This is a genomic window from Hymenobacter taeanensis, assembly GCF_013137895.1.
Taxonomy (GTDB): Bacteria; Bacteroidota; Bacteroidia; order Cytophagales; family Hymenobacteraceae; genus Hymenobacter; species Hymenobacter taeanensis.
Genome location: NZ_CP053538.1, coordinates 268737 through 287733, shown reverse-complemented (window position 1 = coordinate 287733; position 18997 = coordinate 268737). Strand labels below are relative to the sequence as shown.

Sequence of the window (18997 nt, the reverse complement as noted above, 5' to 3'; positions counted from 1 at the left end):
GCCGCGTCTGGCCAGCTTCCGGCCTTGCCCTATGCCTGAAAGGCGGCTGGTGCGCGATGCAAAGGGAAAAGTGCCAGCTCTGGCTTTACCCGTCCTGCCAGCCTCACGCTCATACCGACAGCCAACACAGCAGCTTACCAACGCCTGTTTGAGACCACTCCGATACTCTGTTGCCGGCCTCACTGGGCACTAGGCACTACTAATTAGAGCTCAGGAGTTGTGCCAGCAGCTAGCAGGTTGCCTCGTTTTTAAGCTGTCTAACCGGGAAGCGTAGCGTCGGGCTGCCTGGTGCTACGCCTCAGGAAGCGGTAGCTCATGCCAGCCGTGGCGCTTCTCCGCGACTGCTCGCTACCATTAATGGGCAGCGGGCGAAGAAATAATTGGGCCCAGATAGGCCACTGCTACTTACTGCGGAAGCTCTATCTCCTGCGTGAAGAATACTTGGCCATCATCTCCGCGCAGGGAGGCCGAGACCAGAAGCTTGCGGCGGCGCTGCCGAAACCGGAACAACGCGTAGTGCTTCTCATTAACTAATGGCCCCAACCGGTATTGGTTTGGCTCGCCGGTGTTATGGGTGGCCGGGTGGGTGAGGCCGCTGGAAGTAACCTCGTATACTGGGTAGGCCACTCCCGGAACCATCATTTTAGAAATCTCGCCAACGTGCCGGTCGCCGCTGATAAGCAGTACTCCCTTTGCCTGGCTGGACGCCAGCAGCTGCAGCAGGCGCTGTCGAGCCACCGGAAAGTTGGCCCACTTCTCGAAGCGGTGCTCCTGGGGTAAAAACTGAATGCCCGAGGCAATGATGTGCGCATCGGCATCGGAGTGCTGGAGCTGCTGCTCAAGCCAATGCCATTGCGCTTCGCCGAGGATGTCGCCGGTGAGGTTAGGATGGTATACCTGCTGAGCGTCGCGGTAGAGGGTATCCTGAAAAGATCGGTCATCGAGCAGTAGTACTTTTACCTTTTTGCGGCCAACCTGATAGGTATAGGCAGCATAAATACCCTCCTGCTTCCGGCGCGGGCTATCGGCTGGCTCCTGCAGAAAATCAAGGGCAAGCTGCTGGTTTTGGGCTTTGAAGGGGTAGTTTTTGTCGCCGTCGTTGCGGCCGTAATCGTGGTCGTCCCAGGTGCCAATGATCTTCACGCCTTGTTCGCGCAGATGGCGGTAGCCAGGCTGGTTGAACTCGGCGTCGTACTTGGCGCGCAATACGGCAGGATCATCGGAGTCGCCGTAAATGTTGTCGCCGAGCCAGATCCAGATGTTGGGTTGGTCGCGGGCAATATCGTCCCAGAGGGGTTGGGGCAGGTCGTGGCGGTTGCAGGAGCCAAACGCAATTCGCAGCTCCTGCTTAGGTGTTTGGGCGGCGGCCCATTGGCTACTCAGAAACAGGCACAGCAGTAAAGTCAAAGGCTTTTTCATGCGGCAAAGATGCGGGCTACGGTGTCAGTGAGTAGGAGAAGCCCACGTTATCAATTGGTGAAATATAGAGGCCTAGACTACTCTTAACCAGAAAACCACAGGCTTTACCACACTACGGCCTTACTTTTGCAAGCGGGGTATATGCCTCTGGCTCCAACGGGCGTTATATCGTTGGGTTACCCGTTTCATCCTTTAACTACCAGGCCGTTTTGCACTCAACTGCCCAACTCCCCACACGTATTTTGTTCCGTAGCTGGCTGCTGCCGGTGTTTTTACTGCTATCGGGGGTGCTGCTGGCACCCGTGGCCCAAGCCCAGGTGCAGCTTAAAGGCGTTGTGATTGATAAAGATACCAAAGAACGCCTGCCTTTCGCCAGCGTGGCCGTGCAGGGCACCGGCAACGGTACCGCCACCAACCTGGAGGGGGAGTTCACGCTGAAAGTAGCCAAGCTGCCCGTAATTCTACTGGCCTCGGAGCTAGGCCACGTGCGCGACACGCTGCGCATTACCAGCGCTACCCAAGCTATTGAAATTGCGCTGGGGTCGGCCTCTATTGTGCTGCCCGAGGTGAAAGTAGGCAGCTACCCTTTTCAGCTCGTTGACCGGGCCTACCGGAATATGGAGCGCAACTACCGCCGCAAGTACTACGGCAAGGCCTTTTACCGCCAAACCACCCGCATTGATAATGAGCCCACGGAGCTGCAGGAGGTGGTGTGGAACGTGAAGTCTAATAATGCCCGCATTGAGGGCACCGCTATTGCCCAGGGCCGCTACGCCGGCAAGCAGGCTATTACCAACTTTAGCAACTTCTCGCTCTACACGAAATCCTACGGCCTCTTCGACCCCAGCGCCGACACTACCAGGTCGTTGGCGCTACTGAGTCCCAACGTGGTAAAGAACTACGAGCTGGAGCTGAAAGGCATTGTGGCGGGCGCCGACTCCACGAAGGGCGGCATTGCCGAAATCGACTTCAACACCCGTCCTGAGCTGACCAAGTATAAGTCGGAAGGTACTATCTGGATTGACACCGACACCTACCGGGTGGTACGCTACCGCATGACCACGCCCAACTTTACGGGTAGCACCAGCAACCCCAGCCAGAAGTTCCGCGATACCCAGCTCGATATTGAAATGAGTTTTCAGAATACCGAGGGCGAAGTAGCCCCGCTAGAGTACATGAAGACCAACCTGACCGCTAACCTGGTGAGCGGCAAAGACGTGACTCCGCTCAATGTGTCGTCGTTTACGTTCTTCTATGACACCAACACCACGCCTACCAACATTCCGTACGCTCGCGTAAGCCTGCAAGACCGTGACTTGGCCGCAATCCGCAGCATCAAGTACGACCCGGAGTTTTGGGCTAACAACCCCGTAGTGCGCCGTACTCCCGTGGAAGACGAAGTAATTGCTGCCTTCGAAAAGAAAGGCGCGTTTGGCACCATGGTAAAGCCTGCGCCCGCTAGGCCAGCCCGCTAAGCACTCATGAACTACCTCATAAAAAAGCCTTCTGCAGTAGCGGAAGGCTTTTTTATGAGGTATTGGCAGTAGGTTTATACATAGTGTGCGTACTAGGCCCAGTAAATAAGCGTTGCGCTGGCCATGCAGTGGAGCTTGTGATCTGCACACGGCAACGTGGCCAGCAATGGCCGAGGCCTGCTTGCTGGAGGAAGAACGGCGAAAGCAGTCTATCAATACCGTGGCACAACCCTGCATCATTAAGAGTGGGAGGAAAGTTCTGCGTATAAGGGGAGTAGAGACACAGGAGGGCATCGGAGGCTGACCGAAATAAAATTCTGGTTGAGTCAAAAGTGTATATGCAGTTGTCCCGCTCAGAAGGTTTTGGGTTGAGTATTGCACAGGCGTTGGCTTGCCAGACGCCGGTAGTCATTTCAACTCAGGTGCCTATTCATAGTAAAATCAGGGCGTACGGCGCGGGCTTTGCTGTAAGCTCTCCCGAAGAAGCCGCGCAGGCCCTAGATACACTCTTCTCGTTACCGCCAACGGAGTATGTTGCCATGGCTGAAAACGCGCGCCGCTGCTATGAGCAGGAGTTTCATCCGGATGTTATTAAGCCCCAATTGATTAACCTGTATAAAAAGGCACTCTCGCAGTCAGTGCCTTAAGTTCGGATTGCTTGTCGGTTAGGCTCCATGCCGCCAAGCGCTACTATAACTTTCTAACCTGAAACAGCCGTAAACGAAGAATAAAGTTGGCTGCGCACTGTGCAGGATGTTTCTTTGCAGCGGAGCGGCCAGCAGGCCTAGCTCTTCCAGTTACCCGCTTTATGCGCCAAGCCGTTGCTATTCTGCTGCTTTGCTCGCTCATGGTGCAGTGCACCGGGCGGTTTGGCATTGTGGCAGGCTGGTGGCTAAACCAAGACTACATTGCGCGGGTGCTCTGTATCAACCGCGACAAGCCACAGCTGAAGTGTAATGGCCGCTGCCATCTGCGCAAAGAGTTGAAAGCTCAGGAGGAGCGGGAACAGAAGCAGCAAACTGGTAGCAAGCAGGCCGCCCAGGAAACCCTCACCCTGTTTTGCGCAGCTATAGTGCCCCTGCGCCTTACACCACCAACTGCCTTCCCGGAGGCTACGCGCTACGCCGCCTTTCGCGTAGGCCACTATGCCTGGGACCAACCCGGCCCCGACTACCCGCCCGCGCAGGGCTGATTATACCCCGCTTTCTCGGAATCTGACAGGCCTAGCGGCCCGGCTTCGTGTTGCCTTTTTGGGCGAGCAGAAGCGGGTGCGGCCTGCCGTACAATCAGCCTTCTTTCAGTGAAGAAACATGTATTGCTGCCCCTGGCTCTCGTGGTGAGCCAGGCAGCGTGGGCACAGCGTACCCTCACGGGCCGCGTGTTCGACGCTACCACCAAAGAACCCCTGGTGGGTGCCACCGTGCGCACCCCCAATGCCCAGCTCGGAACCGTTACCAACGCTAACGGCCAGTTCTCGCTTGCCACCGAAACCAACCAGCTAGTGGTTTCGGCGGTGGGTTATAAACCGTTTACCGTAGCCGTGCCGGCCGAAAGCAGTGGCCTACGGGTGGCGCTGAAGCCGGCCGTGGAAGACCTGCAAACCGTGGTGGTAACCGCCAGCCGTGAGGCCCAGCTGCGCACCGATGCTCCGGTGGCCATTTCTAAACTCTCGCCCACCGTCATTCAGGACACTAAGCCTACGCTGCTGACGGAGCTGATAAATAAGGTGCCGGGGGTAGTAATGCTCAACTACGGCAACGAGCAGCACGCCATGGGCATTCGGCAGCCCTTCGGCACCTCGGCGTACTTTCTGTACCTAGAAGATGGTATTCCGCTGCGGCCCATGGGCGTGTTCAACCACAATGCACTGCTCGAAACCAACCCGTTGGCTATTAATTCTATTGAGGTAGTGAAGGGGCCGGCTTCTTCGCTGTACGGGCCCGAGGCGGTAGGCGGGGCCATTAACGTGCTCACCAAGCGGCCCACCAGCGTGCCCACCGCCAGCGTGGGCGTGCAGGCCGACCAGTACGGCTACCGGCGCCTGCAGTTTGGGGGCGGGGGCATGGCCACCCCGAAGCTGGGGGCCTACGTAGGTGGCTATGTAGCCCGGCAGCGCAACGGCTGGGCCGCCAGCTCCGACTACGACAAGGTATCGGTGAACGGCCGGGTGGAATATGCACTGTCGGATAAAACCCGCCTCACTGCCGCGGCTTCGTACAACGACTACGACTCCCAAACCAGCAGCGCCGTGGACAGCGTGGCCTACTACCGCCGCGAGTACTCCAGCACCTCCAATTTTACTTACCGCAAAACCTACGCCCTACGGGCCCGCCTTACTGCCGAGCAGCAGTGGAATGCGCGCAATCAAACCACGCTCACAGCCTTCTTCCGGGATAACAGCATCGGGCAGAACCCCACGTATGGCATTCGGTGGCGGTCGGGAGCCAGCACGGCCACCGGCGAAATCAACGAGAGCCAGTTTAAGAGCTATGGTGTGCTGGCCCAGCACAGCGTACAACTCGGGTGGCTGAAGTCGAGGCTGCTGACGGGCACCAGCTTCGACTACTCGCCCACCCAGTACAATGCCCATCAGCTTGACCTCACGGCTCAGTTGCGGGCCGATAGGAAGTCGGTGGAGCGCTACACCGTGACGGCTGACCGGCCCGATCTGCCCATTGCCCATTACGACACCGACCTGCTCAACTCGGCGGTGTACGCGCAGCTGGATGTGCACCCCCTAGAGCACCTGCAGCTCACGCTGGGAGGGCGGTTTGATAGGCTGTCGTTTGACTATAACAACTACCTCGACCAGTCAAGCGGCAACAAAACCTTCCAGCAGGCCACGCCCAAAATCGGGCTGACGTATGACCTGGGCCACGGGCGCGGGCTGTACGCCAATTATAGCCAGGGCTTTTCGCCGCCGGGCCTCACGGCCATTTTCCGGAAGCGGCCCAACACGCCCGCCGGTGCCCCCTCTGAGTTTTACTACAACCTGAAACCGGCCCATTTCTTCAACCGCGAAATTGGGGGTTGGGCCTCAGTGCTAAACAATAAGGTGTACGTAGATGTGGCCCTGTACCAGTTGGACGGCCGCAATGAGCTGCTCAGCATCCGGCAGCCCGATAACTCCACCGACTACCAAAGCGCTGGCAAAACTCTGCATCGCGGCATTGAGTACGGCCTCACTTACAAGCCTACGGCCGAGCTGCTCTTCCGCTTCGGCGGTACTAATGCCGTGCATCGGTTTGAGGATTTCCAGCTCAGCGCTAACCAGACTGATGCAGTGCAGAACGTAAACGGCAAAGACATGCCCCAGGCGCCGCGCTGGGTAGCCAATACCGAGCTAACCTACAAGCCCCAATGGCTACCCGGCTTCCGGATAGCTGGCGAGTATCAGCGCATCAGCAGCTGGTACCAAGACCAGGTAAACCGCGTGCAGTATAACGATAAAGGCCTGTTTGGAGTCCGGGGCGTGAGCGTGCTTAACGTGCGCACCGGCTACAGCTGGCACGAAACCCTGGAGGTATTCGTGAACTTGCTCAACGCCACTAACGAGCTCTACGCTACCGCCGCCACCCGTGGCAACGCCCGCACCGACCGCACCACCTACACCCCCGGTGCCCCCCGCACCTTCACGGCCGGCGTGCAATACAATTTCATCGGCAAAAAATAGCGGCCAGAACCTAGCTCACCTTCTTAGATAAGGAGGGGTTGGAGTAGTTGAGTGGCCTAGGCTACGTAGACAGCAAGGCTTTCAAATAATGAAAGAACATCGTGCTGAGCACCGCCGACGCCTTGCGCGTGCTGCCCATAAAGCCTAGATAAGGCCACGTCTCAACGATTCTCCTAGAACGTCCTGCTGAGCGCAGCCGAATGTTCCTTCCTAGACCCCTAGGCCACTTCTGTTGCTTCTCAGCCTCGCATACTTCAAGAGAGTGGGCTACCACGCTGGCCTCCCAACTATTACTCACTCCATGCAAACCACTACCCAGGCGCCTGCCGCCCAGCCCGGCCCCATCCGGCGTATGGTGCAGCGCAATATGTACCGCTGGCACCGTATCATAGGCATTCTTACGGTGATACCCGTCATTTTCTGGACCCTGAGTGGGTTGACTCACCCCCTGATGAGTAACTGGTTTAGGCCAAAAATTGCGCGGGAGTTTCTGGTGCCGGTGCCCGCTCCACGCCTCACGGTGCCGTTGGGGCAGGTGTTGCGCCAGAACCACGTACCTAGTCTGCGCAACGTGCGGCTGGTGCGCTGGAAGGGGCAGCCAGCTTACCAAGTGTTAGTTGAATCTCCAACGGCCGTGCTGCGCTACTTCAGCGCCGCTACTGGCCTAGCACTACCCACCACCGCCGACCGGCAATACGCTGAGCAGCTGGCCCGCTACTTTGCGCAGGACACTGCCGCACAAGTGGCCTCCGCTGAGCGGTTAACGGCTTTCAATGGGGAATACAAGTTCGTGAACCGCCTGCTGCCAGTCTGGAAGATTACGTTTGACCGGCCCGATGGCCTAACGGTGTACGTGGAGACAATGCCGGCTCGCATGGCCACATTCAACAACCACACCCGCAGGGCTTTCATCCGGGTGTTTGACCTGCTACACAACTGGTCGTTTCTGGAGCTAGTGGGCAGCAACACGTTTCGGGTCCTGATTATGCTGGGGCTGTTAACCATCATCCTGGCCTCCACCCTTAGTGGCCTGGTGCTATATGGGTTTATGTGGAAGCGCTTCCGCAAACCCCGTAGCGCGCAAGACAACCTGGGGTGGTTGCGGAAGTACCACCGGCAGGTGGGGCTGGCTGTGGCATTTGTCACGTTCACCTTCGCCGGCAGCGGGGCCTTTCACGTTTACCTCAAGCTGCACCCCGACGACCGGCTGCGCTATCAGCACGCCCCCGCCATACCGCTGGGCCAGTTGCAGGTTGACCTCACGGCCCTGCCACTCCAATGGAAAACGGTGCAGAACGTGGCGCTGGCGGAGTTTGAGGGGCAAGTATACTACCAGGTATTTCTTTTGCCCATCAACGATGAAACCGCCAATAGTGTAACTGCAGGGGGTAGCACCGGCCAGCCCATTGAAGCGGTTAAGCCTCAGTCAGTGGCCTACTACAGTGCCGTTACCGGCGAGCTGCTGCCCGATGGAGCTACCCGGCACGCCCGCGCCCTGGCCAGCGCGTTTTTGAGAGAGGCCAGCGGTACTGTAAAGATGCCAGCCATCGAGAAAACGGAGCTAATCGACCATTTCGAAGGTGAATATGGCTTCATCAACAAGCGCCTGCCCGTGGTGAAAGTGGCCTACCACACTCCCGCGCAAACTACACTCTACGTAGAGCCCGTTACCGGCCGCCTGGCCGCCCGCATCGAAAATGCTGACCGTTACGAGGGCCTCAGTTTTGCCTTCCTGCACAAGTTCCACGTCATCGGCACCGCCGCCGGCAAAGACATCCGCGACATTGTAACCATGCTTTCGGCACTGGGTGTGCTGGTGGTGGCGTTGCTAGGCTTGTGGCTGTTTGTAAAGGTGAAGTAAGAGGCCTAGCGGAGCGCCTCACCCCCGGCCCCTCCTTTGAAAGAAGAGAAGGGGAGGCTGACGATTTCAGGTCAGTAGGTTTTGAATGGTATGCTAGGCTAGAGCCGTCTGCTGACAGTTGGCTCCTCCTTTACTGGAGAGAATAGGAGGCTGAGGGAGGGCCCGCCAGAACGAGCCGGCAAAGCAAAAGGCCGCTCCAAGTAGTTTGGAGCGGCCTTTTGCTTTGTGCGCTGGTAAGCTTACCCTTTGCGGGCTTCGTCGTAACGACGATTTACTTCAGCCCAATTGATGACATTATAGAATGCCTTGATGTAGTCGGGGCGCTTATTCTGATACTTGAGGTAGTAGGCGTGCTCCCACACATCAAGGCCCAGCAGCGGGGTGCCGCGCTGAATGCCGGGCAAATCCATTAGAGGGTTGTCTTGGTTGGGGGTGGAGGTAACAGCCAGCTTACCCGACTGCTTGTCATGAATCAGCCAGGCCCAGCCAGAGCCAAAACGGCCGGAAGCGGCCTTCGTGAATTCCTCCTGAAACTTCTCGTAGCTCCCAAAGTCCTTGTTGATAGCTGAGGCCAGAGCGCCTGTTGGCTGTCCGCCGCCTTTGGGAGTCATGAGCAGCCAGAAGAAGGAGTGATTCCAGTGGCCGCCAGAGTTGTTCCGAATAGCATCAGGCTGCTTGCTGGCCGAAGCCAGCAGCTGGGCCAGGCTCAGCTTTTCTTCCGGCTTGCCAGATACAGCGTCGTTAAGCTTAGACACGTAGCCTTTGTGGTGCGCATCATGATGAATTTCCATCGTCTTGGCATCAATGTGCGGCTCCAGAGCATTAAAAGCGTAGGGGAGGGCGGGCAGCGTGAAGGGGCCATCGGCAATGGGCGTAGCCCGGGCCTCGCGCAGTAGTTTCTCTTCGTGCGCGGCCGCCAGCAAGGCAGGGCTCACGAGGGCGCCCACCAGCGTCAGTAGGCCGTTTTTCAGGAAATCTCGCTTCAGCATGATCGTATGGGAAGGATGGAAGGGAAGATAAACGAAGGCAACCAGGCAAATAAGATACCAGTCGCAAGGTAAGGGTTGTACCTATACTAGCGGCCTGCGGTTGCGCTTGGGAGCAATAAGCACGTAGTAATGAGCAGTGAGCAATGAACAATTCACGTGCTCTACACGGCCTTACTCATTGTTCACGGCTCATTACTACTTGTTAATTGCCTAATTACGGATTGGTGCTCCACATGCCGGCTTCTTTAATGAAGATGCGGCGGTTGAGCTTAAGCTGGGAGATGATGAATTCTGCCAGGTCTTCGGGCTGCATCACCTTATCGGGGTTGCCGTCGGTGAGCTTGTTGCTGATGGCCAGTTCAGTAGCTACAGTGCTGGGCGTAAGGGCCGAAACGCGGATGTTATGCTTGCGCACCTCCTGCATCAACGACTCCGTGAGGCCCAGAATGGCAAACTTGGAAGCACTATAGGCGCTGGTGGTAGCAGCGCCCCGCTGCCCGGCCGTAGAGGCAATATTGATAATGTCGCCGGTTTCGCGGGCAATCATTTGGGGCAGTACGGCGCGGGTGGCGTAGTACGTGCCCAGCAGGTTTACCTGAATAATCTTCTCCCACTCCGCCGGGTCCATGTCTACGAGCTTGGCGAAGGTGCCGATGCCAGCGTTGTTGATGAGAATATCCAGGTCGCCCAGCTCGGCTTGTGCTTTACTAACGGCGGCTTCCACGGAGGCGCGGTCGGCAATGTCGGCGGCGAGAACTACGGCCTTCACGCCCAAGGCTTCAATTTCCTGAGCTACTTCGCGCAGCTGACTTTCAGTGCGGGCCAGCAGGGCTACGTTCACGCCTTCCTGCGCCAATGCTACCGCTATAGCTCGTCCGATACCTTTTCCTGCTCCCGTTACCAGAGCGCTTTTGCCAGTGAGTGAGTTCATATAATGCGTTATTAACCAAGGGGTGTGGCTGTATAACCCTGCCAGGCCAATTCGGTTACGAAATTCTCACTCTTGATTATGCCAAAGTCTGGTTTTTAGGCAAACGGCAGGACTTCCAGCCACGGTTTAAGAGCACAGAAGACTCCCAACAAAGTCATAGTTATCAACTCAGTCGTGATGCTAAATCAAGACTGTACTATGGCCGGTGAAGATGTTATACTAACCGCTGGTTCCTGTGGCTCGCTGGTTGAGGACCAGCCAAGCCGTACTGTTAGCTTCGGTTCCGGGCAAGCAGCTATCAGTGGCTGCCGTAATGACGGTTGGCAACGGCCAAAGCCTTGTGAAAGACTTATTTGATGCCGGCTTACAAGTGTGTATTAAGGGCGAAAGCTCCGATTGCAGCCTCGGCGACATCAAAAACCTGGAGTGCAACCCGTATGCCATGGAGTTTGTAACGGCCAATGGTTGTGCTAGCCCACTGCCAGTGCAACTGGTAAGTTTTACTGCCCGCAACCAAGGCGGCAAGGTGTAGCTGAACTGGGCTACGGCTACTGAGCTAAACTCGGCTTCGTTTGACGTAGAGCGCTCCGTTGATGGAAAGTCCTTCCAGAAGATAGTAAATGTTAAGGCCGCCGGCAATAGTTCTTCCACCCGCAACTACACCGCCATTGATGCGGCTCCGCAGCAGGGTACTACGTATTACCGCCTGCGCCAGGTTGACCGTGATGGCACCATGGCTTACTCGCAGGTAGTAACCGTGCAGGTAAACAGCAGCCTAGCCCAGCAGGAAATGAACGTATATGGCAGCCCGACTCTGCTTAACGTTGATATGCAGACCAACGGTGTGCCAATCTATCCGGGTGCTGGATGCTATGGGCCGCGTGCTCCGTTCAGAGCAGCTGCCGGCCGGCCAGACGGGTACCTTTAACCATAGAGTAGCACTGGGGCAGCAGGCCCGTGGCGGTGTATATATTGTGCAGGCTATTACCACCCAAGGCACTATAAGCCGGCGGGTAATGCTACAGGAGTAACCCCGGCATACATACTAAAAGCCAGCGCCCCGGCGCATGCGTTTCGGGGCACTGGCTTTTTGTAGTGAGCGGGCAGTGTTGGCTGGTATTGGGGCCTAGGCCACTCTGGGCAGGGGTGCGTAGCGCTGAGTGTTGAGGTTTAGCGCCGGCTACTTACCTTCAAGCTTCACTTTCTACTAAATACGGTTAATGAAGAAATTAGCCCTGACCGGCCTGTTGGCCAGTGCCCTTCTGGCAACGGCCTGCAACCAGCAAAAATCTGCCGATGGCGGCGCGGCAAGCGCAGAAACCAACCTTGCCGACGTGAAAGACATTAACAAGCTGTTTGAACTGTACTGGGAAGACAATGCCAAGCTCTTCCCCCTCGACGCCACTACCCAGGGCGACAACCGCTACAACGACCAGCTACCCAACGATGGCACCAAGGCGTTTCGGGAAAAGCTGCGTGCTTTCTACCAAAACTACCTCAACGGCCTGCAGAAGTTTGATCCTGCCTCGCTGTCCGAGAACGACCGGATCAGCTACAACATCTTGCGCTATGACCTGCAAACCAAGCTGGAGGGCCTGAAGCTGAACACCTGGATGATTCCGTTCCAGCAGTTTTGGGGCTTGCCCATTACGCTAGGCCAGTTCGGCTCGGGCGAGGGGGTGCAGCCGTTCAAAACCACTAAGGATTACGAGAACTGGCTGGGCCGCGTGCACGGCTTTACGGTGTGGGCTGACACGGCCATCGGCAACTTCCGCCAGGGCATGAAAACCGGCATGGTGTTGCCCAAAGCGCTGGTAACCAAGATGATTCCGCAGATGCGCGACCTGGAGGTGACCGACCCCACCAAAAGCTTGTTCTACGGCCCCATCACGCGCATGCCCGCCGACATTTCGGCCGCCGATAAGCAGCGCCTCACCGAGGCCTACAAGAAGGCCATCATGGAGGAGCTGGTGCCCACCTACAAGAAGCTCGGCGACTTTCTGGAGAACGAGTACGCGCCCAAAGCCCGCAACACCACCGGCATTTCGGGGGTGCCCGGCGGCGATGAAATCTACCGTTACTACGTGAAGAGCTGGACTACCACCGACAAAACACCGGAGGAAATCTACCAGACTGGCCTACGGGAGGTAACCCGCATTCGGGGGGAGATGGAGAAGGTAAAGGCGCAGGTAGGCTTCAACGGCGACCTGAAAGCGTTCTTCCAGCACCTGAAGACCGACCCCAAGCTCATGCCCTACAAAACGCCGGAAGAAGTGCTGAATGCTTTCCGGAATATTCAGGCCAAAATCACACCTAACCTGCCCAAAATGTTCGGGCGCACGCCCAAAACGCCGTTCGAGATTCGGCAGACGGAGGCGTTTCGGGCGGCTTCGGCCTCCGCCGAGTACAACCAAGGCTCCCCCGATGGCTCTCGGCCAGGAGTGTTCTACATTCCAATTGTAGATGCGACCAAATTCAACGTTACCTCCGGCATGGAGTCGTTGTTCCTGCACGAAGCCATTCCGGGCCACCACTACCAGATTTCGCTGCAGCAGGAGAATACCAACCTGCCCAAGTTCCGCCGCTTTGCGTGGTACGGGGCCATGGGTGAGGGCTGGGCACTCTACTCTGAAAGCCTGGGCAAGGAGCTAGGCCTCTACACCGACCCCTACCAGTACATGGGGGCCCTCGGCGACGAGATGCACCGTGCCGTGCGCTTGGTAGTTGACGTGGGCATGCACAGCAAAAACATGAGCCGCGAGGATGCCATTAAGTACATGATGGACAATGAGGCCATCAGCGAAGACGGGGCTACCGCCGAAATTGAACGCTACATGGCTATTCCGGGGCAGGCCCTGTCGTACAAAATCGGGGCCTTGAAAATTCGGGAGCTGCGCGAGAAATACACCAAGCAGCTCGGCCCCCACAACGATAAGCTTCGGGAGAAGTATGCCGGTCAGCACCGGGCCCACTTCAACCTGGCCGCCTTTCATGATGAGCTGCTCAAGGATGGTGTAATGCCGCTTTCCGTGCTGGAAAGCAAAATGGATAATTGGGCATCTACTAATAAATAACCGTAAGCCCTACCTAACACAACAGCGCCCGAGTGGAACGGCAGTGCCGCCTCGCTCGGGCGCTGTTGTTTGCGGAGGTAGCCTAGCGCAGCAAGTACAGTCTGCCGGGAGCTACTGCATGCCCCGCGCTACTTGCTCAATGATTCCAGCGCATCCATGTCTTCCTGCGAAAGGGAAATGGAGGTGGCTTTTGCGTTTTCTTCTAGGTGCTTCACTTTAGAAGTACCCGGAATGAGCAGGATGTTGGGCGAGCGGTGCAGCAGCCAGCTCAGGGCAATTTGCTGCTTGCTGGCTTCATACTTCTGGCCAATCTTCTCCAGCTTGCCCAGGGCCTCAGTATTCCCCCCGTTGAGCGGGTACCACGGAATAAAAGCCATATCGTTCTGCTCGCAGTACTTCAGCTCAGCCTCCCACTTGCGGTTATCTACGCTGTACATGTTCTGTACCGATACCACTTTTACATATTCCTGAGCCTTCTTAATCTGCTCTACGCTTACCTCTGAAAGGCCAATGTGCTTTACCAAGCCATCCTTCTGTGCCTGCTGCAGAAACTCCAGGGTTTTCTCGAATGGGACTTCCGGATCTACGCGGTGCAGCTGGTACAAATCAATCTGGTCTAGCTTCAGGCGCTTCAGGCTACCCTCCAGCGCCTCCCGCAGGTGGTTGGGGTGGGCATTGATGGGCCATTGGTTGGGGCCGGTGCGCAGTAGGCCACCCTTGGTAGCAATGACCAGGCCGGCGCGGTAAGGGTGGAGGGCTTCGGCAATCAGCTCTTCCGATACATTGGGGCCGTAACTGTCGGCGGTGTCAATGAAGTTGATGCCCAGCTCCACGGCGCGCTTCAGTACCCTAATGGATTCATCGTGGTCTTGAGGTGGGCCCCAAATGCCCTCGCCGGTAATGCGCATAGCGCCGTAGCCCATGCGGTTAACGGTAAGGTCGCCGCCCAGCGTAAAGGTGGGCGCGTACGAGGTGTTGGTTTGATCAGCCATAAAAAATAGTTGGTGTTTAGAGAAAAGAACGAGTTCTTAAAAGCTACTAGGCTTATACGAGGGTAGGGGTAGATAACAGCTGAAACAAAAGAATGTCACGGCCTGCGGGGAACCGTAGTGCCTGGGTAGAGGCCTAGCATTGCCTGGGTCAACTGTGCTGGCCGCCTGTGCGTAGGCATCAACTCCTCTATACAAATAGTCTAATGAAGCTTTCTACTCCTGCGCTGGCCTTTGTGTTGGGCCGCCTGATGTTGGGTGTCAATTTTACGGTGCACGGGCTGGTGCGGCTGCCTAAGCTGGCGGGCTTTCGGGCGGGGCTGCTGAAGCAGTTTGCCGCCTCCCCGCTGCCGGCGCCGCTGGTAGAGGCCTTTGCCACGGTGCTCCCGTTTGCGGAAGCTGGCATTGGTGTGCTGCTCTTGCTGGGCCAGTTTACGCGCCCAGCTCTTACGGCTGCCATGCTGGTACTTACCAGCCTAGTATTTGGCAGTGCCCTGCTTGAGCAGTGGGACACGGTGGGCACCCAAATGATATACGGTATTTTCGTGCTGGGGCTCATTCTGCTCAGCCCGCACAACCGCCTCTGCCTCGACCGCGTTAGCTCTAACGCGCCTCTAGGCCACTAACTACAGATTCTGCCGGGCTGCTTCGGCCATTAAAAGAAGGCTTGCGTTCAAGGAAAGACTATTCTTCCATCGACTTCCTTCTAGTACCCATGAGCAAACATCTTTGGCAAACCATTGGCCTGAGCGGCCTGGCGGGCTTCCGGAGCATGACGGCCCCCGCGCTGCTGAGCAGCAACCTTCTCAAATACCATCCGCAGGCTCTCGAAGGCTCACCGTTGCGGTACCTGCAAAAGCCCCTGGTAGCCAATGGCCTGAAAGTAATGGCCCTTGGCGAGATGGCCGCCGATAAACTGCCCCAAATGCCCGATAGAATTGCGCCAGGCGTCTTGGCCGGGCGTATTGCCTCGGGTGCCTTGATTGGCGCTACCCTCTACAAGGTGAACCACGGCAGCTTGCTTAATGGCGCATTGCTAGGCAGCCTGGCTGCCGTAGCGGGCAGCTACCTGAGCTTTTTCCTGCGCAAGCAAGCCACTCAAAGCTCTGGGCTGCCCGGGGGTATAGTAGGCGGCCTAGAAGACCTACTAACGGTGGGCACTGGGCTGGCCCTCACCAAGGGCAGCCACGTAGCGCAGCCTCAGCCCCGGCGGTGGGCCCTCTAACGCAGCCCAGCCCTAACACGCAAAAAGCCCCGCAGCATACGTGCTACGGGGCTTTTTAGGTGGCGGTAAATTACTCCTCCGACTGGCTGCTGCGGGCAGTGCCTCGTACTTCTGAGTTGCCTTCCGGAACGGTAACATTCGGTGAGCCAGGGTTGCTGGGTGAGCCCTCCAGGCCAGCCTGGGCCGACGTTTGCTGGTCTTGAGCGGAGCCTTTGCCGATGGGCGTGTAGGCCTCATCGCCATGGCTGATGCTGTCGCGGTTGGTTTCGGTGGCACGGGCCGGCGTAGAAACAGTAAAGTCCTGGCTGACTTGTGGGTCTTTGCCGGGGGTGTTTCTGTAGTCGCAGGCGGTGAGTGAAGTAAAGAGGCCGGTAGCCAGCAGAAGGAAAAGAGCGCGTTTCATAAGGGAAAGAATAGGATGAGATGCAAGGAAGAGGAAAGGGAATATAGGTAAGACGGGACTCCGGGGGTTTCAGTTACACGGATAACTCCGGGCGGCCGTTGTACTATTGCGTATGCATTCACAAGTACCGGCCCCGGCCCTCATGAACTGGAGCGGTGGCAAAGATTCCGCCCTGGCGCTCTACCACGCCTTGCGCAACCCTGAGTTGCAGCTCAACGCGTTGTTAACCAGCGTAAACGCGCAGTATCAACGGGTGTCTATGCATGGGGTGCGCGTGCAGCTGCTGGAAGCGCAGGCCCAGCGCATTGGCCTGCCGCTCACCCAGCTCCTGCTCCCCGAAATGCCCGACATGAGCACCTACGAGGCACAAATGCAGGCGGCCCTGGCCCCGTTGCGGGCGCAGGGCATAACTCATTCCGTATTCGGAGATATTTACCTCGACGATTTACGTCAGTACCGGGAGCAGCAGCTGGCTCGCGTGGGCATGCAGGCAGTATTTCCGCTCTGGCAGAGGCCTAACGAAGAATTGCTGCGCGACTACCTGGGACTGGGTTTCCGGGCGATAGTGGTGTGCGTAAACGACCGGTACCTCGACCAAAGCTTCTGCGGCCGCCTCCTCAACGAGGAGTTCCTGCGCGACTTGCCCGCGGGCGTAGACTCCTGCGGCGAAAATGGGGAGTATCACAGCTTTGTGTTTGACGCTCCTTACTTCAGCAGCCCTATTCCGTTTGAGCGCGGCGAGCTGGTGCACCGTACCTATCAGGCCCCTGCCAGCAGCCAAAGCACCTGCCCACCCACTACAGATACCACCGCACCACCTGACCCAGTTGCGGCGGGTTTCTGGTACTGTGACCTGCACCTGGCCTAGTGTAGCAGGTATTTAGAGTGGAGAAAGCTTACTGCCACTGGCCATTCTGGTAGCACAAGTCTGAGCAGGTAGCGCCTTCGCGCAGCACCCAGTTGCCGGGGCGTTCCATCCACTCCAGCTGGCCGGTTTCGTTGCTTTCGCGCGCAATATTGATGGAGCAGACGTCAATGGTTTCCGTCTCAATCCGGTTTACGCGCAGCTGCTCTACATATTGTAGGGTGAGCTTGTCCTCGTCGAGGCAGGAAGGATGGAGGGCCAGGTTATGAGCTGGGCTGGGCATGGCCGCCGAGGGGTACAGGAGCCCATCAAAGGCAGTGCCCAGCTGGCAAGCTTCAGCAATGGCAATTGAGAGTCGGTAATGATGAGCGTTATCATCGTGCACCGTGCGCGTAAAGGCACCCGTCAGGAACTGCGCCAAAGCCCGGGCGTCATCCGGGAGCTGTTGCAGGGCCCAGCGTAAGGCTTGGTCGCGGTCAGTGTGTGGGTCGTCTACGCACACATCGGCATAGCCAAAGCTGACAATGCTCAGAGGCTTTTTTGTTTGCCAACGACTGATTACAATATGGTCGCCGGGTACTACGCCGGCCTCAAAAAACGGCGGGTGCCAGGTGGCGCTGCAGTAAAACATGGGGGTGCCCTCCCGGTTGGCCCGTTGGTCGTGTACTACTCGCTCTGCCGGTGGGTACGATACATCATGCACATAGCGGGGACGTTGTTTGGTAACGATGCCGCGGTACACAACCAGGCCCGGCGCAAAAGTTAAGCAGCGCATAGTTTGCCCTTGCAGTAGCTGCCGCACGCGCTCAGCCAGCTCATCAATGGAATGCTTGCGCAGGTCTAGGTGGCGCAGGGAGGCCAGCTGGCGGTTGAGTGGCTGGGCCCCAGTGGGTGGGCTGGAGGGAGTGGAAGCCATATAGAAAGGGAACATACTCTAACCGCACGGAGGCTGCGTAAGGCACTGCAGAGCCTCCGCGCGGTGAAAGCAGGGTGTGAATGCAGTAGCAAGCGTGCGACAATCAGCGTGCAGCTACTGGCGGTTACTCATACTCTTCCTCGTCATAGTAATCTGCCTCGTCCTGCTGGTTTCGGTGGTTGGCCCATAGCAGGCCGCCTACCAACGCCAGGCCGGCCCCCAGTAGCCAGAGCGGAATGTGTGGGGCCACCGCGGGCGGTACTGACTGCACGCCTCGCTCATCGGTACGGGCGGGGTGGCCTACGTAGCGCCCATGCAGCGGCACGGCCTTTTTCTCAAAGTTTTCAACCAGGTCGGTCAGTTGGCGGCTGAGTTCTTCACCGCGCATCGGAATACCGTGGCCAGTGGCGGCTACTCGCGGCATCAGCCCCGCCAGCCGCTCCACTGATTGCCGGGCCAGCTCCCAGTCGGGGGTGAAGTACATGGGCGGCCCGTGTACCTCCTGCTTCTGCACCCATACCGCCAGCGCCGACTCCTGCTTGGTGGTCACGAAGGCATCACCAGCCAGTAGCATTTTGTCTGCGTCCCGGAAAAACGACACGTGACCCGGGGCGTGGCCCGGCGTGAACACCCAACGCCAGCCCGCGAGAAACGGTACCGAGCCATCATCCGGCAAGGCCTTCACCCGGGCACCGAGGTCGAGGGGGCTTTTGGGGTATAAGAAGGACATGGCTGCCATGGCGCCGCCGCCCACGGTGGGGTCTGGGGGTGGGTAAGCTGAGAGCCCCGTTAGGTAAGGCAGCTCCAGCGGGTGCGCGTACACGGGCACGTCAGGCCACTGCTCAAGCAGGTAGTGTAGGCCACCCACATGATCAAAGTGGCCGTGGGTGAGCAAAATGGCTGCCGGCGGGTTATCGGCCCCAAAGAGTTCCTGCGCATGGTGGTGAATCTTGGGCCCCGAGCCCGGCAGGCCGGCATCTACCAGCACCCACGGGTCCGTAGGAACATCGGGGTTGCGCACGTAAAACAGGTTTACAAATACATTGCGCAGCCCCCAAACACCTGGCTCTACATAGAACCGGGTGGGGGTGTTGGCGCGGTTTGCGTGGTTAGTCATTAGATAACGGGGTTAGGTGAGAAAAGAGAGCTGAGTAAGTTTTCAGAGGCAGGGCAAACA

The 18997-nt window shown here is 57.7% G+C and carries 18 protein-coding genes; 11 read left to right on the top strand and 7 right to left on the bottom strand.

Annotated elements, in window-relative coordinates; all coding sequences use genetic code 11:
• Positions 1–405 precede the first annotated feature (405 nt).
• Positions 406–1419, bottom strand: a complete 1014-nt coding sequence (locus HMJ29_RS01250; RefSeq protein ID WP_171589779.1) for an alkaline phosphatase D family protein — start codon at positions 1417–1419, stop codon at positions 406–408.
• A 209-nt stretch (positions 1420–1628) separates the two neighbouring features.
• Here HMJ29_RS01250 and HMJ29_RS01245 point away from each other — a divergent pair, with 209 nt between their 5' ends.
• The 5 genes from HMJ29_RS01245 (at position 1629) to HMJ29_RS01225 (ending at position 8428) form a co-directional block, all read left to right on the top strand.
• The gene (locus tag HMJ29_RS01245; RefSeq protein ID WP_171589778.1) at positions 1629–2894 is read left to right on the top strand and encodes a carboxypeptidase-like regulatory domain-containing protein; all 1266 of its coding nucleotides are present in this window, start codon (positions 1629–1631) and stop codon (positions 2892–2894) included.
• A gap of 338 nt (positions 2895–3232) precedes the next feature.
• Positions 3233–3541 (top strand): glycosyltransferase, encoded by a 309-nt coding sequence (locus HMJ29_RS01240; protein WP_171589777.1) that lies wholly within the window; start codon positions 3233–3235, stop codon positions 3539–3541.
• Between the two features lie 161 nt (positions 3542–3702).
• Positions 3703–4086 (top strand): hypothetical protein, encoded by a 384-nt coding sequence (locus HMJ29_RS01235; RefSeq protein ID WP_171589776.1) that lies wholly within the window; start codon positions 3703–3705, stop codon positions 4084–4086.
• A 108-nt stretch (positions 4087–4194) separates the two neighbouring features.
• Positions 4195–6567 (top strand): TonB-dependent receptor, encoded by a 2373-nt coding sequence (locus HMJ29_RS01230; RefSeq protein WP_171589775.1) that lies wholly within the window; start codon positions 4195–4197, stop codon positions 6565–6567.
• A 301-nt stretch (positions 6568–6868) separates the two neighbouring features.
• On the top strand, positions 6869–8428 hold the full coding sequence (locus HMJ29_RS01225; RefSeq protein WP_171589774.1) for a PepSY domain-containing protein: 1560 nt from the start codon (positions 6869–6871) through the stop codon (positions 8426–8428).
• A 239-nt stretch (positions 8429–8667) separates the two neighbouring features.
• Here the strand turns inward: HMJ29_RS01225 and HMJ29_RS01220 are convergent, their stop codons facing one another.
• Positions 8668–9417: a superoxide dismutase gene (locus HMJ29_RS01220; RefSeq protein ID WP_171589773.1), complete on the bottom strand. Its 750-nt coding sequence runs from the start codon at positions 9415–9417 to the stop codon at positions 8668–8670.
• A gap of 214 nt (positions 9418–9631) precedes the next feature.
• A complete protein-coding gene (locus tag HMJ29_RS01215) occupies positions 9632–10348 on the bottom strand; it encodes a 3-ketoacyl-ACP reductase (protein ID WP_171589772.1) in 717 nt (238 codons plus the stop codon).
• Between the two features lie 235 nt (positions 10349–10583).
• On the opposite strand from HMJ29_RS01215, the gene HMJ29_RS01210 reads away from it, so the two are divergent.
• The 3 genes from HMJ29_RS01210 (at position 10584) to HMJ29_RS01200 (ending at position 13422) form a co-directional block, all read left to right on the top strand.
• On the top strand, positions 10584–10880 hold the full coding sequence (locus tag HMJ29_RS01210) for a hypothetical protein (protein WP_171589771.1): 297 nt from the start codon (positions 10584–10586) through the stop codon (positions 10878–10880).
• A gap of 310 nt (positions 10881–11190) precedes the next feature.
• Positions 11191–11379: a T9SS type A sorting domain-containing protein gene (locus HMJ29_RS01205; RefSeq protein WP_171589770.1), complete on the top strand. Its 189-nt coding sequence runs from the start codon at positions 11191–11193 to the stop codon at positions 11377–11379.
• 189 nt (positions 11380–11568) lie between these two features.
• Complete coding sequence (locus tag HMJ29_RS01200; protein ID WP_171589769.1) at positions 11569–13422, top strand: DUF885 domain-containing protein; 1854 nt, start codon at positions 11569–11571, stop codon at positions 13420–13422.
• A 128-nt stretch (positions 13423–13550) separates the two neighbouring features.
• Here the strand turns inward: HMJ29_RS01200 and HMJ29_RS01195 are convergent, their stop codons facing one another.
• The gene (locus tag HMJ29_RS01195) at positions 13551–14414 is read right to left on the bottom strand and encodes an aldo/keto reductase (protein ID WP_171589768.1); all 864 of its coding nucleotides are present in this window, start codon (positions 14412–14414) and stop codon (positions 13551–13553) included.
• Between the two features lie 203 nt (positions 14415–14617).
• Between HMJ29_RS01195 and HMJ29_RS01190 the strand changes: the two genes are divergently transcribed.
• Together HMJ29_RS01190 and HMJ29_RS01185 are read left to right on the top strand one after the other, a co-directional pair.
• The gene (locus HMJ29_RS01190; RefSeq protein ID WP_171589767.1) at positions 14618–15037 is read left to right on the top strand and encodes a DoxX family protein; all 420 of its coding nucleotides are present in this window, start codon (positions 14618–14620) and stop codon (positions 15035–15037) included.
• 89 nt (positions 15038–15126) lie between these two features.
• A complete protein-coding gene (locus tag HMJ29_RS01185; RefSeq protein ID WP_171589766.1) occupies positions 15127–15636 on the top strand; it encodes a DUF4126 family protein in 510 nt (169 codons plus the stop codon).
• 70 nt (positions 15637–15706) lie between these two features.
• Here HMJ29_RS01185 and HMJ29_RS01180 read toward each other — a convergent pair whose 3' ends face one another.
• On the bottom strand, positions 15707–16039 hold the full coding sequence (locus tag HMJ29_RS01180; protein ID WP_171589765.1) for a hypothetical protein: 333 nt from the start codon (positions 16037–16039) through the stop codon (positions 15707–15709).
• A gap of 112 nt (positions 16040–16151) precedes the next feature.
• On the opposite strand from HMJ29_RS01180, the gene HMJ29_RS01175 reads away from it, so the two are divergent.
• Positions 16152–16907 (top strand): Dph6-related ATP pyrophosphatase, encoded by a 756-nt coding sequence (locus tag HMJ29_RS01175; RefSeq protein ID WP_244678685.1) that lies wholly within the window; start codon positions 16152–16154, stop codon positions 16905–16907.
• A 28-nt stretch (positions 16908–16935) separates the two neighbouring features.
• On the opposite strand, the gene HMJ29_RS01170 is transcribed toward HMJ29_RS01175, so the two are convergent.
• Together HMJ29_RS01170 and HMJ29_RS01165 are read right to left on the bottom strand one after the other, a co-directional pair.
• Complete coding sequence (locus tag HMJ29_RS01170) at positions 16936–17820, bottom strand: RES family NAD+ phosphorylase (protein ID WP_171589764.1); 885 nt, start codon at positions 17818–17820, stop codon at positions 16936–16938.
• Positions 17821–17944: 124 nt separating this feature from the next.
• The gene (locus HMJ29_RS01165; RefSeq protein WP_171589763.1) at positions 17945–18937 is read right to left on the bottom strand and encodes an MBL fold metallo-hydrolase; all 993 of its coding nucleotides are present in this window, start codon (positions 18935–18937) and stop codon (positions 17945–17947) included.
• Between the last annotated feature and the right edge of the window lie 60 nt (positions 18938–18997).